This window comes from Spirosoma montaniterrae (assembly GCF_001988955.1).
Classification (GTDB): Bacteria; Bacteroidota; Bacteroidia; order Cytophagales; family Spirosomataceae; genus Spirosoma; species Spirosoma montaniterrae.
In genome coordinates this window covers 2366664-2380792 of the sequence record NZ_CP014263.1, presented here as the reverse complement: position 1 = coordinate 2380792, position 14129 = coordinate 2366664, and the positions used below count along the sequence as shown (strand labels likewise).

At 52.2% G+C, this 14129-nt stretch carries 12 protein-coding genes; 6 read left to right on the top strand and 6 right to left on the bottom strand.

Features of this window, described 5'->3' with window-relative positions:
• The first annotated feature begins 74 nt into the window (after nt 1-74).
• Nucleotides 75-1577 (top strand): S10 family peptidase, encoded by a 1503-nt coding sequence (locus tag AWR27_RS10380; RefSeq protein ID WP_083732812.1) that lies wholly within the window; start codon nt 75-77, stop codon nt 1575-1577.
• A 107-nt stretch (nt 1578-1684) separates the two neighbouring features.
• Here AWR27_RS10380 and AWR27_RS10375 read toward each other — a convergent pair whose 3' ends face one another.
• Nucleotides 1685-2350, bottom strand: a complete 666-nt coding sequence (locus AWR27_RS10375) for a DUF2461 domain-containing protein (RefSeq protein ID WP_077131114.1) — start codon at nt 2348-2350, stop codon at nt 1685-1687.
• Nucleotides 2351-2506: 156 nt separating this feature from the next.
• On the opposite strand from AWR27_RS10375, the gene AWR27_RS10370 reads away from it, so the two are divergent.
• Entirely contained in the window at nt 2507-4135 is a 1629-nt protein-coding gene (locus tag AWR27_RS10370; protein WP_077131113.1) for an ABC-F family ATP-binding cassette domain-containing protein, read from the top strand.
• Between the two features lie 24 nt (nt 4136-4159).
• Nucleotides 4160-5437 carry a voltage-gated chloride channel family protein gene (locus AWR27_RS10365; protein WP_232326030.1) on the top strand — a complete coding sequence of 426 codons (1278 nt, stop codon included), beginning with the start codon at nt 4160-4162 and terminating at the stop codon, nt 5435-5437.
• 64 nt (nt 5438-5501) lie between these two features.
• Here AWR27_RS10365 and AWR27_RS10360 read toward each other — a convergent pair whose 3' ends face one another.
• From AWR27_RS10360 to AWR27_RS10345, 4 genes are all read right to left on the bottom strand, one after another.
• Complete coding sequence (locus tag AWR27_RS10360; protein ID WP_077131112.1) at nt 5502-6710, bottom strand: glycosyltransferase family 4 protein; 1209 nt, start codon at nt 6708-6710, stop codon at nt 5502-5504.
• A 168-nt stretch (nt 6711-6878) separates the two neighbouring features.
• The gene (locus AWR27_RS10355) at nt 6879-7658 is read right to left on the bottom strand and encodes a glycosyltransferase family 2 protein (protein ID WP_077131111.1); all 780 of its coding nucleotides are present in this window, start codon (nt 7656-7658) and stop codon (nt 6879-6881) included.
• Entirely contained in the window at nt 7655-8269 is a 615-nt protein-coding gene (locus AWR27_RS10350) for a WcaF family extracellular polysaccharide biosynthesis acetyltransferase (RefSeq protein WP_077131110.1), read from the bottom strand. Before AWR27_RS10350 ends, AWR27_RS10355 begins: the two co-directional genes overlap by 4 nt.
• Nucleotides 8220-9152: a glycosyltransferase family 2 protein gene (locus tag AWR27_RS10345; protein WP_077131109.1), complete on the bottom strand. Its 933-nt coding sequence runs from the start codon at nt 9150-9152 to the stop codon at nt 8220-8222. The genes AWR27_RS10350 and AWR27_RS10345 overlap by 50 nt, the downstream gene beginning before the upstream one ends.
• A gap of 145 nt (nt 9153-9297) precedes the next feature.
• Here AWR27_RS10345 and AWR27_RS10340 point away from each other — a divergent pair, with 145 nt between their 5' ends.
• Genes AWR27_RS10340 through AWR27_RS10330 form a run of 3 tightly spaced genes read left to right on the top strand, consistent with a single transcriptional unit; the run spans nt 9298 to nt 12991 of the window.
• Nucleotides 9298-11304 (top strand): sialate O-acetylesterase, encoded by a 2007-nt coding sequence (locus AWR27_RS10340; protein ID WP_077131108.1) that lies wholly within the window; start codon nt 9298-9300, stop codon nt 11302-11304.
• 53 nt (nt 11305-11357) lie between these two features.
• Nucleotides 11358-12122, top strand: a complete 765-nt coding sequence (locus AWR27_RS10335; protein WP_077131107.1) for a methionyl-tRNA formyltransferase — start codon at nt 11358-11360, stop codon at nt 12120-12122.
• A gap of 11 nt (nt 12123-12133) precedes the next feature.
• Nucleotides 12134-12991 carry a polysaccharide deacetylase family protein gene (locus tag AWR27_RS10330; protein WP_077131106.1) on the top strand — a complete coding sequence of 286 codons (858 nt, stop codon included), beginning with the start codon at nt 12134-12136 and terminating at the stop codon, nt 12989-12991.
• Here AWR27_RS10330 and AWR27_RS10325 read toward each other — a convergent pair.
• On the bottom strand, nt 12980-14128 hold the full coding sequence (locus tag AWR27_RS10325; RefSeq protein ID WP_077131105.1) for a glycosyltransferase: 1149 nt from the start codon (nt 14126-14128) through the stop codon (nt 12980-12982). The two genes, AWR27_RS10330 and AWR27_RS10325, sit on opposite strands and share 12 nt — an antisense overlap.
• Nucleotide 14129 lies beyond the last annotated feature (1 nt).

Genomic DNA, 14129 nt, shown 5'->3' with positions numbered 1-14129 from the left:
GAGTAAGCTCCTCCCTAACGGGGAGGGGTTGGGGTGGGGTTTATTCCGTACATTTGTTTTTCTCCAGAACCTGCATGAAAACATCATTCCTCACCCTTTGCCTGCTGTGTGTTTTTGCTGGCTGGGTCTTCGCCCAGAGACCCGAACAACCCGTTATTTCCGGTAATGCGCCCGACCCAGACCTGTCGATAACGAAACACACCATTACCCTGAATGGGGAAAAGATTAACTACACGGCCACAGCGGGCTACCTGCCTCAACGTGATGAAACGGGCAAAGTGAAAGGCAATATTTTCTTTGTTGCCTACACCCGCGATGGCGTTCTGAACCCCGCCACGCGCCCCATTACATATACCTACAACGGCGGGCCAGGGTCGGCTTCGGTGTGGTTGCACATGGGCGCGCTCGGACCCAAACGCATTCTGATGGGCGACGATGGCCGGATGCTGGCTCCGCCGTATACCGTTGCCGACAACGAGTTTACGTGGCTGGCCTTTACCGATTTAGTGTTCATCGACCCCGTTATGACCGGCTATAGCCGCCCGGCAGAAGGCATCGATAAAAAAGAATTTACGGGCTATACAGAAGATATTCAGTCAGTTGGCGATTTTATACGGCTCTACACTACCCGCTACGACCGATGGGCGTCGCCCAAATTCTTATCGGGCGAAAGTTACGGCACCACGCGCTCGGCGGGGCTATCGGGGTATTTGCAGGACCGGCACGGACTGTTTCTGAATGGGATTGTGCTGATCTCGGCGGTACTCGATTTCGCTACCGGCGACTTTTTTATCAGCGGCAACGAACTGCCCTATAGCCTGTTTCTGCCCACTTATGCAGCGATGGCCTGGTATCACAAACAGGTGCCTGCCTACAGCGACCTCAAAACGCTACTGGCCGAGGTCGAAAAATACGCCATAGGCGACTACACACTCGCGCTGATGAAAGGCGACCGCCTGACCCCCGCCGAACGGCAAACCGTGGCCGCCCAATTGAGCAAGTTTACGGGCCTTTCGACCGATTATCTGCAACGCTGCAATCTGCGCATCCGCGACGACCGCTTTACGAAAGAGTTGCTCCGTAAACAAGGCAAAACCGTAGGTCGGCTCGATGGTCGATTTATCGCTTCCGACTACGACCGGGCAGGCGAAACCTACGAGTTCGACCCCAGCTACAACGCCACGATCTACGGCCCATTTACCACCGCCGTCAACGACCACCTGCACCGGGTACTGAAAGTAAAAAACGACCTGCCTTACGAAATCCTGACCGGGCGGGTGCGGCCCTGGAGCTACGCCAACGTACAGAACCAGTTCCTGAACACCGCCGAAACGCTGCGGCAGGCCATGACCAAGAACCCGTATCTGAAAGTTCACGTCTGTAACGGCTATTATGACATGGCAACACCCTACTTCGCTACCGACTATACCTTCGCGCACATGATGCTCGACCCAGCCCTGAAAGCGAACGTTACGCAGTCGTTCTACGAGGCCGGCCACATGATGTATATCGACAAACCCGCACTGATACAGATGACCCGCGTGATTGCCGATTTTTATAAGTCAGCCGGTAGGTAGTGATGAGTGATGAGTGATGAGTGATGAGTGATGAGTGATGAGTGATGAGTGATGAGTGATGAGTGATGAGTGATGAGTGATGAGTGATGAGTTTGCCCACTTATCACTCATGAAACGGCCCGGTTCAGATAGGTCACTAACGGTTGTAGGGCTGCGAAGGCTGCCAGTACGTGTTGAGCCAGATTGGGTTGGGTCAGGGCGTCGTCGGGCAGGCGGTGCCAGGCCGTAAAGCTTTTTAATTTAAGGTATTCGATGGCCGGATTATCAGCCGCGTAACCTTTGGGCGGGCGTTGTAGCACGTCGTCGCGGTTCAGCCCATCGTAATAAGCAGTGAACGTTGGTGCTGTCAGAATTTGATTGAATTCGTCAACTGTGTAATCGATTTCCTGCCGAATAGCCGCCAGCAGGGGCGCGTCGGGCATATACAAACCACCGGCCACAAAACTACCGCCCGGTTCAATGTTCAGGTAATATCCGGCAGCATTTACGTGTTTGCTGCCTTTGCTGAACCACGCGCCAAAATTGGTTTTATAGGGCGATTTGTTGGCCGAAAAACGCACGTCGCGGTTGATGCGGAAGATACACTTTTTCGGTTGTAACGATGCCCCCGCAATGTCGGGGTCGCTGGCGTTGAGGCCGTCGATTAGCGTCGTTGTAAGCTGCACAACGTCGGCGCGGGCGGCTTCATACGTGCGCCGGTTGGCATCGAACCACGGCTTTTCGTTATTGGCTTTGAGGTCGGTCAGGAACCGGAGTGTTGTCGGCTGGAGCATGAGCGAATGGGTTTGATAAGCCGAAGTTAATATATTTCAACAAAAGAATAGTGGTCTATTGTTGACATATGATTTGTTGGCCGAACAACGTATCGTCTCGCCTTTCCCGGTAAAATTTTGTACCTTTGCGGCTCAATCTGAAGGAGAAACAACACCATGATTACGGTACAAAACGTCTCGCTCCGCTATGGTAAGCGGGTATTGTTCGATGACGTCAATATAAAATTTACGTCGGGCAATTGCTATGGCGTTATTGGGGCTAACGGAGCCGGTAAATCAACGTTCCTGAAAATTCTGTCGGGTGAAATTGAGCCGCAAACGGGTACTGTCAGCATCAGCCCCGGCGAACGGATGTCGGCGCTAAATCAGAACCAATCGGCTTACGATGAATTTCCGGTACTGCAAACGGTGATTATGGGCAACCAACGCCTGTATGACATCATGCAGGAAAAAGACCTGCTTTACGCTAAAGCCGACTTTACCGATGCCGATGGCGAACGGGCAGCCGAACTCGAAGCCGAATTCGCCGAAATGAACGGCTGGGACGCCGAGTCGGACGCGGCTGCGCTGCTATCGGGTCTGGGCATCAAAGAAGATCAGCACTACGCTCAGATGGCCGACCTCAACGGCTCCGAAAAAGTACGCGTACTGCTGGCGCAGGCTCTGTTTGGCAACCCCGACATTCTGCTGCTCGACGAGCCAACCAACAACCTCGACGTGGAGTCGAGTCTTTGGCTTGAGAATTTCTTAGCCAATTTCGACAACACTGTGATCGTGGTCTCGCACGACCGGCACTTCTTAGATCAGGTTTGTACGCAAATTGTAGACGTTGACTTTGCGAAAGTGAAGCTCTTTGCCGGGAACTACTCGTTCTGGTACGAATCGAGTCAATTGGCCCTGAAACAACGGCAGGATCAGAACAAGAAAACCGAAGATAAGCGGAAAGAACTGGAAGAGTTTATCCGCCGGTTCTCGGCCAACGCGTCGAAGTCGAAACAGGCTACGAGCCGGGCCAAGTTGCTCGAAAAACTGACGATTGAAGATATTCAACCCTCGTCGCGGAAATATCCATACGTCAATTTTAAGCCCGAACGTGAACCCGGCGATCAGATTCTGAGTGTCGAAAACCTGACCTACACGGCAGAAGACGGCACGAAACTGTTTGATAACCTGTCGTTTACAGTAAACAGGAACGATAAGATTTTCTTCTACAGCCGCGACGGACTGGCCGTGTCGGCATTATTCGATATTCTGGCGGGCGAGCGCAAAGCTGATTCGGGTACGTTCCGCTGGGGCGTTACCATTACCATGTCGTACTTCCCGACCGATGCGGAAAAAGATAAATTCTTCCAGACCGACCTCAACTTAGTCGACTGGCTGCGGCAATATTCGGTAGAAAAAGACGAGAGTTTCATCCGGGGTTTTCTGGGCCGGATGCTGTTTTCGGGCGAGGAGTCGCTGAAGAAAGCGAGCGTACTGAGCGGGGGCGAAAAAGTGCGCTGTATGCTGAGCAGAATGATGCTGTCGGGAGCAAACGTATTGATCCTTGATGAGCCAACCAACCACCTCGACCTTGAATCCATCGAATCGCTCAACAATGGCCTGATCGACTTCAAAGGTCCTGTGTTGTTCACCAGCCACGACCATCAGTTTGCTCAGACCGTTGCCAATCGCGTGATTGAAATTACCCCGGCGGGCATCCTCGACAAACTGATGACCTACGACGAATTCATTGCCGACGCTCGTGTGAAACAGCAACGTGAGGAGTTGTATGCGGTTGCCTGAATGATGGCTGCCGCGCTTCTCACAGTGGCTCGTTATCGTCAGCTTGCCCGGCTGATTCGCCTGTTTCCATTGCCCTTTTTTGTGGCAAAATGGCTGATGCTGACCGCGCTGATTTCCGTTAGCGTTGGCTCTGCATCAGCTTTTTTTCTGGTATCGCTCGATTGGGTGACTTCCTGGCGGGAAGCGAATAGCTGGGTCATTGCATTACTGCCTGTTGGCGGGTTCCTGATTGGGTTGCTGTATCACTACGTAGGTAGTTCCGTTGAAGGAGGGAACAACCTGCTGTTAGACAACATTCACCGGCCTGCAACGCGCATTCGTTTCCGCATGGCTCCGCTCGTGCTGGCCGGAACGCTGGGTACACATTTGTTCGGCGGTTCGGCTGGTCGGGAAGGTACGGCTCTGCAAATGGGCGGTGCCATCGCCGACCAGTTCACCGCATTATTTCGTTTGCGCCCCCGCGACCGCCGGTTGGTGCTGATTGCCGGAATCAGTGCTGGTTTTGGGGCTGTGTTTGGCACTCCACTGGCTGGAGCCGTGTTCGGCCTGGAAGTATTTTTAATTGGCCGCATCAGCTATGAAGCCATTCTGCCCGCTTTTGGGGCCGCTTTGGGTGCCGATTATGTGACACGGTGGTGGCAGGTTGGACATACCCATTATCACATCGATACAGTGCCTCCACTTACGCCCGAATATGCCTTCTATGCCGCGTTGGCGGGTGTGGCTTTTGGCGGGTGTGCCATAGTATTCGGCAAATTGACGCACGTTACGAGCCTCACATTTAAACGCTGGATTGCTTTCCCCCCCTTGCGCCCGTTAGTGGGAGGGGCTGTGGTAGCCGGGTTCGTGTGGGTTATCGGAACTACCCGTTATATAGGTTTGGGCATACCCGTTATTGTTCAGGCTTTTGAGCAGCCGCTGCCACCGCCCGACTTTGCCATGAAACTGCTGTTTACCGCTTTGACGTTGGGGGCGGGATTTAAAGGAGGGGAGGTAACACCGTTATTTTTTATGGGCGCTACATTAGGCAACGCCCTGGCCTGCTGGATACCGCTGCCAATAGCCCTGCTGGCAGGGATGGGATTTGTCGCCGTTTTTGCGGGGGCTGCCAATACACCATTAGCCTGCATACTTATGGCACTTGAACTCTTCGGTGTGGCTTGTGGCCCCTATGTTGCCATTGCCTGCATAATGGCCTATTTGTGTTCAGGGCATCGGGGTATTTATGGCTCACAGGTCGTCGGTCAGTCCAAACACCTTTTCTGGGGGCGTCAGCAGGGGCGGAAGTTATCCGACCTGTAGATGAAAACAGACCGGCTCTTAACCGCTGACACACAATAACCCAACTGCGGGAGAGGGTCAATGCCTATAAATAATCGACGATTCGTTTGCCAATCAGGCCGCTTTGTAACTCCCGGCGTAGTACGGCTCTGCGTCGGCGCGGATGCGTACTCACGATTTTTACCCGCATCTTGAGCGTAAAGCTGACAACCATGTAAAGGCCAAACAGCCCGCCCAGAATCAGCAGCGACTGCGTGTTGGAAATGTTGCGATGGAAAAGCAGAAACAAGACGGTATTCACTAACGAAACCCCGCACAGGACCGCCGTAGCCCCCGCGTGCGACAGACCGTTATCGAGCAGAATGTGGTGCATGTGATTCCGGTCAGCCGAAAAAGGAGACCGCCCGGCCAGAATACGCACCAGAAACACCCGCAGTGTGTCGAAAATAGGAACGATCAGGATAACGATAGCTATAATAGGCGCGTTGAAAAAGGCCGTTGGTTCATAACGGAACGAAGCATTCAGGTTCACAAAGCGCACGGCAAAAAACGCCAGCATAAAGCCAATAATCAGCGAACCCGTGTTGCCCATGAAAATTTTGCTGGTCTTCGAGAAGTTGAACCGAAGGAAGCCAACTAATGCGCCAGCCATTGTAAAGGCTAAACAGGCCATTGTGAAATGGTCGGTCAGCAGAAACCAGCCGCCGAAAGTAGCACTGGCAATAGTAGCAATGCCGCCCGCCAAACCGTCGATACCGTCGATGAGATTAATGGCATTGGTTAGCGCAATGAAGATAAAGCAGGTGAGCAGAATGCTGATTACCTCTTCGATATGGTGGAAACCCATGATACCGTAGAGGTAATCGACGCGCAGGTTGCCGAAGAAAATCAGAATCATGGCGGCCATGACCTGAAACAGTATTTTTTTGTTCGGATCGAGGCCAACCAAATCGTCTTTGATACCGATGAAAAACAGGATCGTCATACCGGCCACCGATAGATTGGTGCGGTACACGTCTGTTTGGTCGATACTGGGCCAGAGGAAATACGCAATCAGGATAGCAGCATAAATCGCTATCCCCCCAAACGTGGGCGTTGGGGTTGTGTGGGCACGTCGTTCGCCGGGTTTCTCCATCAGCGACTTCAGTTCAGAAATCTTGATGACAACCGGAATGGCGACGACCGATATAAAGCAAGCCACAAGAAACGATAAGATACACTGGTATAAACTCAGGGTAAACAGATCACTCGTGAACTTATTTTGTAAAAAGGCGATGAAGAGATCTATATTCATAGGGTTGGCTGATTAAAGCCCGACTATGCTCCGTAGAGCTTTGTCAGGAAGATTATCGCACGAACGAAGCCGCACACTATTCGTATTTGCGGTTTTGTGGTGTGTTCGTCGTAAAAATCACTGGTTTTGACTAACTGGCAAGCATAATTTGAGTAAACGGCCTTGTCGCTACAGATCATCGCGCTGATGCAACTCAGGAGGCTTGGTAATATACTGCGTTAGTTTACGTAAAGGCTTGAGCCATAACGTAAAGAAGTACGGTTTTACCCCATTTAGTTCCCAGGCTAACCTGTCATCGCGATTGGCTCGTAAACGGTTCTTAACACTGCTGTTACTAATTCCGCCAGCCCGCATCACTATTGTTACTTCATTCATATAAGACAGTTTGGCCTTATTTTTGTGGATGAATCGAAGGAGCAATTCGTAGTCGGCTGCGCTCTTCATATCGAGTCGGAACAGGCCATATTGTTCATAAAGCCATCGCTTGGCAAAGAACGATAAATGGCCGGGCATCCACCCCCACTTGAACGCGCCTTCCCGATACCAACCCGACCGCCAGTAGCGTTTCAGCTTCTGCGTGTCGGTCCGGTCTACGTAGAGCATATCCCCGTAAACAGCGTCGCTGCCCGTTTTTTCGAACAAAGCGACCATGTTTGCGATCACACGATTATGCCGATAAAAATCGTCGGCATTCAGCAGGCCAACCACATCGCCGGTTGCCATTCGGATGCCTTTGTTCATGGCATCGTATAGACCCTTGTCCGGCTCCGAGATAAATCGCGCAACTTTCGTGCCGTAAGATTGAACAATGTCAACGGTCCCGTCAGTCGATTTTCCATCGATAATAATATATTCGATAGTTGGATGCGTCTGATTCAACACCGACTCTATGCAATCCCGAATGTGTTCGGCTCCGTTGTAAACGACGGTTATAATGGATACTTTCACGCGTTGATGTCTCGTTGTCGGACCAAAGTGGCCGGGTTTCCCTGATAAATGCCGTAGGCGTTCAGCGAACGGGTGGCAACTGAATTAACCGCCAGCACGGCATGTGACGCACACTGAACCCCCGAACAAACCACCGACCGGGCACCAATCCAGACGCCATCGTCGAGCGTAATGGGTTGCGTGGTGAGATCGAATGCCGACCGGCGATAATTGTGATTACCTGTTTCAAGCATAGCCCCTTGTGATAGACACACATGGTTGCCAATGGTCACGTCGCTGAGGTTGTCAATCCAGACTTTTTCACCAATCCAGACGTAATCGCCCACCCGAAGCCGCCACGGATACTTGACGTTTACGGCAGGTTTGATCATAACTCCCCGGCCAATTTTTGCGCCGAAAAGCTTAAGAATAAGTACTTTAACAGCTACCGGTATAGGCAGGTAGCTATTCAGTGTGATTGGATTCACCAAAAACCACAACAGCACTTTCCAGCGCGGGCCGGGGTGATACCAACTGTTATCGAACTGCGACAGGTCGGTGCGGCCCCGGCTCGTTGTTGTGTCAGGACTGCTTGACCGGAGCGGGCCGGATGGCTCTGAGGTCTTTGCCATATTCCTTCATAAAATAGTCAATAATCGCTTCTTTGTCGCGCCCGGCACGCAGGTAAACTTCCATCAGTTTGGCATCGACCAGAAATCGATACCACAGTGCCTGCAACGCGCTCCAGACCAACCCTGCTTTGCCGTCGAGAAAACCCAGCCGTATAAAATACCGGTAGATAAAATACAACACAGGCCGCGTAAATAACGGCAGCGACGCATACCGCTCCTTCAGAAAACGCATCCGCTGCTCCTGCGTACCGAAAAGCCGGGCCTGCACCGTCTCGGCGTTGTCGAAACGATACTGGTAATTGAGCAGGTTAATGGCTTCCAGAATGGTGTAGTGATTGTGTTTTTGTGTCCACCACGTCAGGTTGTTCAGGTTGTGATCGACCAAATCGTGCTGAAACTCAATAGAGCTGCCTTTCGAGAGTTTGATATGCTCATCGTGCCAGACCTGCTCGCAGAAACCGTCGCCCCGTCGCCAGATGCGTAGCAGCCAGATAGGGTAGTAGCTGCCGTGGCGCATCCACCGGTCTAAGAAAATTACCCGCCGTTTGATATACACGCCCCCAACGTCGGCGGGGAGGTCGGCAACCCGCCGGTTGATTTCGTCGGCCAGTTCAGGTAGAACGTATTCATCGGCGTCCATCCGCATGAGCCAGGTTGTCTGAAACGGCGTATGGGTAATTCCGTAGTTGAATTGCGTAGCGTAATTGACCCAAGCGTTCTGCACAACAACTGCCCCCATTGAACGAGCTATGTCAACGGTTTTATCCGTCGAAAAAGAATCTACAATGAATAGTTTATCCGTAAAGGGCAACAAACTGTTTAAACAGCGGGCAATGTGTTTCTCTTCGTTGAATGTCAGGATGATAACGGATACGTCGGCCATAAGCTTATCTCTCCAGTTAAACCATTAAATCAATTAATTCGGTATAGTATAGCCGGAATCTTAAATTCGTGCACTTACTACCGTAACTAAGACATAACTGAAAAGCGATGCAATAATATAACTTTTTTTAGATGAGGGAAAGCCCGTGGAACGATTTTACGGTTGTCTGATATTGTTTTTCTGTTATTTCGAAGCAGTTGGACAAATTTCATTTAATCAACTGCCCCGCGATTTACAATTATACCCCCGCAATGACAGCGGACAGGCTCCGGTTGTTATTGCCGGACAAGCTACGGCACCCGGTCTTGTTCGGGTAGGTGTGCAGGTATTCCGTGAAGGCGTTCTTACGGCCACGGTTAGCCAAACACTTACACCAACTGGAACGAGTCAGGCTACTACTGAAAAACCGTTCAGCCTGTCGACTGTCATCAAAGCTGAACCTGCTGAGTATGAGTTCAAAGTCTGGGCGTATACCACCACCGATTCAACTCTGGTGGTGCAGCGACAGCGGGTTGTTTGTGGCGACGTATACATCATTCATGGACAGTCGAACGCGCTGGCTCTGCCCGGTCTGGATGATTATTATTCCTGGACATTCGATGATAAGTACCTGCGAAACGTGATGTATCCGTTCGGCGCATCGAACCCGGAAGCCGAGATGCGCTGGTATCCGGCCAAGCAGCCGTTCGCCAGCGTTGGTGGGCTGGGTTTATCGCTCCAACGGTACATTCTCCAAACGTATGGCATCCCAACGGTAGTACTAAACGGAGCCATGGGTGGCACGGGTATTGCGGCTCTGTCGGCCCGTAATCCGCTCAACCCTGCCGATGCAACCACTATTTACGGGCAGTTGCTACTGCGTGCTCAGTGGGCCGGCATTGCCAAACACGCTAAAGCAATTATCTGGAAACAGGGCGAAGCCGAAGCTGGCGACAAACCCGAAGGATACGATACGAAGTTCACGACCTTGTATAATCAGTTTCGTCAGGATTACGGGAATGCCCGGATGTATGTCGGGCAGATCAATATTCTGAACGTTCCCGTCGACGGGGCGGCTGCTCTGCGCGATTTCCAGCGACGCACAAAATATCTCTACCCGAACGTTGAAACCATTGCTACCGTCGGAACACCAGGCTACGATGGCGTACACTATGACCCGTTGGCGCATCAGCGAATGGCGTATGAACAGTTTCGGCTGATTGCCCGCGATATATACGGCTCCACCGATACCGAGCAAATCAACTCACCCGACATACGAAAGGTGTTTTATAACGCCCGAAAAGATTCGATTACTATAGAATACGAGCCGCAGATGCAGATGGTCTGGGTCAACGACACTACGTTCTATAATTTCAACGACGGGTCGATTCGGGCTAAGCGTTTTCTGAAAGACGTGTTCTATTTAGATGGGCAGGCCGATTGGGTGTCGGGCGGAATGGTTCGGCAGAATCGGGTGCTGCTGGGGCTGAAACAACCCGCTACGGCCACCAAATTGCGCTATCTGCCCGCTTATTTTTCTGACATTCGATATGACTACTACAACGGTCCAACACTACGCAATACGCGTGGGATGCGGGCGTTTTCGTTCGATAACGTCCCCATAGCCGACGCCATTGCCACCGTAACGACGCTGGTTGCCCGGCCTTTGTCTGAGAAGCAGATTCAGTTGACCTGGACGGCATCGGCGGGGGCGCAAACACAACTGCTCGAACGTGCCGACAGCACGGCCACCAATTTTCGGCTGATAGCCAACCTGAACGGAACGGCCAACTCATTTTCAGATACGAATATTCCAAATATGTTCGGCACGTACTTTTACCGGCTTCGGTCGTTCAGTAACGTGTCTGAATCGGTCTACAGCAATGTGGTGACGGCCCGCCCGCTGGTGTTGGGAATCGAGCCGGTGGCCCCGCTGGTGCGGCTGTACCCGAATCCGCTGGCCCCCGACCGGGTGTTGTACATCGAGGCCGATAAAGCCATGTTCACTTCGTTGGTTGTGCGCGACCTGATGGGGCGGGCTGTAAAAAGCTGGCAGGGTACAGCGCAGCGGAAGCTGACGATTCCATTGCCCGACCTGGAAGCTGGACTATATATGGCTGATCTGCAAACCGACGACGGACAAACGCTGCACCAAAAAGTATTGGTTCGGTAGCTTTGCGACAGATTGCGTAGCTTTGTCCCATCATCATCGCTCTCTGACTGTTTATGCGCCTTGTGATTCTGACGCAGGACGACCCGTTCTATCTTGCCCAAAATATTGATTATCTGCTGAAAAAGCTACCGCCCTACGCCGAAGTGGTGGCTACGGTGGTTTTCGACGTGTCGCCGTTTGGCAAACGCGAGACGTTCAGTCAGAAGATGAAAAAAACCTACGACATCTTCGGCTTGCCGTTTTTTGTGCGGTACGGGTTCAAATTCGTACTATCGAAATTAGACAGCCGCAACAACGTTCGGAAAACACTGGCCGACCGAAATATTCCGCTGATTCAGATTGAGGGCAACATCAACAAAGACGAAAACCTCGAAAAACTGCGGGCGTATAAACCCGATTTGCTGGTGTCAATTGCTGGTAATCAGATTTTTAAGCGCAAATTATTAGATGTAGCCACGCACGGTTGCATCAATCTCCACACGGCCCTGTTGCCCAAATATCGGGGGCTGATGCCGTCGTTCTGGGTGTTGAAAAACGGCGAAACGCACACGGGCGTGTCGGTTTTCTTTGTGGATGAGGGCATTGACAGTGGCCCGATTCTGGTCCAGAAAAAACTCGAAATCGGCAACCGGAGTCAGGCCGAACTTATCGACGTGACCAAAAAAATGGGCATGGACGCCATTCTGGAGTCTATCGAAAAAATTCATTCGGGCAACTACGAACTCATCGAAAACGATGCTGCCCAAATGACCTATTTTACCTTCCCGACCAAAGCCGACGTACAGGCTTTCCTGAAAGCCGGGAAGAAATTTTATTAAATATACCTCGCGTGAACATTCTCACATTCGATATAGAAGAGTGGTTTCATATTCTCGATAACGCGTCAACACGCACCGAAGCGGAGTGGGGCCAATACGAAACGCGGATTTATCGGAATATGGACCGTATTTTCCAGCTTCTGGACGAAACCAATAGCCGGGCTACGTTTTTTTGCTTAGGCTGGGTCGCTGACAAACACCCCGACGTAATCCGCCGAATCGACGCGGCTGGTTATGAAGTGGCAACGCACTCCTACGCCCACCAATTGGCTTATGAGCAAACACCCGCCGAGTTTCAGGACGATCTGGCGCGGTCGATCAAGCACTTGCAGGATTTGACCGGCAAGCGTATTCGGTCGTATCGCGCACCAGGCTTTTCCGTTAAAGCCTACAATCGATGGGTGTTTCCTATTTTACTTGAACAGGGCATCGAAATCGACTGCTCCGTGTTTTCGGCCCGACGCGCACACGGGGGCGATGCGTCGATGGCCCTCTTTGAACCCGGACTGCTTAACATCGATGGGACGCTGCTGAAAGAATTTCCGATCAATACGACTGGCATTCTGGGGCAGGATTTGATTTTTTCGGGCGGGGGCTACTTCCGGTTGCTGCCATACCATGCCATTCGCGAACTCACGCGCCGGTCGCCTTACGTGATGACGTATTTTCACCCCCGCGATTTCGACGCCGACCAGCCGATGATTCCGGGCCTGAGCCGTGCGCGGCAGTTCAAATCGTATTACGGGCTGAAAGGGTGCTGGCCCAAACTCAAACAATTGCTCACCGAGTTTCCGTTTATCGACCTGGCCGAAGCCGACCGGCGCGTCGACTGGAGCCGGGTGCCGAAACGGGAAGTTCTACGAACGTAATACCTTTTCGTATTCGTCGAGCAACTGTTTGGCAACAATGTCGATGTCGTACTGCGCCCGCAGCAAGGCCGTAGCATTCTGACTGACACGCTGCCGCAGGGCATCGTCGCCCAGCATTCGTTCAAGACCCGCCCGGACGCCTTCGGGCGTTAACTCTACTAATCCGGCGGCTTCGTGTTGCCGAATAGTTTCGCCAAAACCAACCCGGTCTGATACCAGCGCGGGCGTACCAGCCGCCATTGCTTCCAGCACAGCCATTGAAAATCCTTCCGAGTACGACGGCAATGTAAACAGGTCAGCATCGGCGAGGGCAGCTTTTTTATCGTCGCCCGTGAGCATACCGACCAGTTTGATAGAGTTGCCGAGGTTATGCTGGGCAATAAACTGCTCCGTGGCCGCTTTATAGCCATCGTCAGAACCGGCCAGAGCCAGTACCGTGTCGGGGTGTTGCCGAACGTAATCGCGGAAGCCGGGCAGTAATAAATCCAGACCCTTTTTCTCGTTCAGGCGGCTCATAAACAACACCAGCTTTTTGCTGGCGGGCAAACCAAACTTTTGCCGGAACGTACCTTTTGCCGGTAGCTGAACAAAATCGCTCATTTTCACCCCGTTCGGAATAATTGCGACGTTGGGGTGCTGATAGCCGAGATACCGCAGCAGGTCTTCGCGCTCGTCGGTGTTGTTGATTTGCACGAGGTCGGCCCGGCGCAAAAACGCTTTCTGCGCCAGCGTATCGATGATGCGCTTTTTCCAGTTGTTGTGGGCGTAGGTCCAGCGGTCGAGTACGCCATGGATAGTGATTACTTTCGCAACCCGCCGGTCGAGCATAAACGGCGCAAGTGTACCGAAATGCCAAAGGCCGTGGCAGTGAATAACATCGAACTCGTGGATATGCTGTTGCAGATACCGGTAGAGTTCGCCCGAAAACTCCCGAAAATACTGGCTGATGACCGGCGTTCGCTGACAAAGCACAAGATTAGCTCCGTCGGGCACGGGATAGGGCGTTTCACCGGGCGAAATCGGGCTAAGAATCGTGACCGAGTGACCGTACCGCAGCACAACCTGCGTGTGATCGAAGATGATTTTAGGGGGGCCACCCGTTTGCCAGGTATAGGCGCAGATATTCAGAATTCGCATA

Bases quoted from the DNA above. Each gene is read 5' to 3' on its own strand.
- AWR27_RS10350 (WP_077131110.1), bottom strand. From the start codon at position 8,269: ATGGCAAAGACCTCAGAGCCATCCGGCCCGCTCCGGTCAAGCAGTCCT.
- AWR27_RS10345 (WP_077131109.1), bottom strand. From the start codon at position 9,152: ATGGCCGACGTATCCGTTATCATCCTGACATTCAACGAAGAGAAACAC.
- AWR27_RS10325 (WP_077131105.1), bottom strand. From the start codon at position 14,128: ATGCGAATTCTGAATATCTGCGCCTATACCTGGCAAACGGGTGGCCCC.
- AWR27_RS10335 (WP_077131107.1), top strand. From the start codon at position 11,358: ATGCGCCTTGTGATTCTGACGCAGGACGACCCGTTCTATCTTGCCCAA.
- AWR27_RS10375 (WP_077131114.1), bottom strand. From the start codon at position 2,350: ATGCTCCAGCCGACAACACTCCGGTTCCTGACCGACCTCAAAGCCAAT.
- AWR27_RS10360 (WP_077131112.1), bottom strand. From the start codon at position 6,710: ATGAATATAGATCTCTTCATCGCCTTTTTACAAAATAAGTTCACGAGT.
- AWR27_RS10370 (WP_077131113.1), top strand. From the start codon at position 2,507: ATGATTACGGTACAAAACGTCTCGCTCCGCTATGGTAAGCGGGTATTG.
- AWR27_RS10380 (WP_083732812.1), top strand. From the start codon at position 75: ATGAAAACATCATTCCTCACCCTTTGCCTGCTGTGTGTTTTTGCTGGC.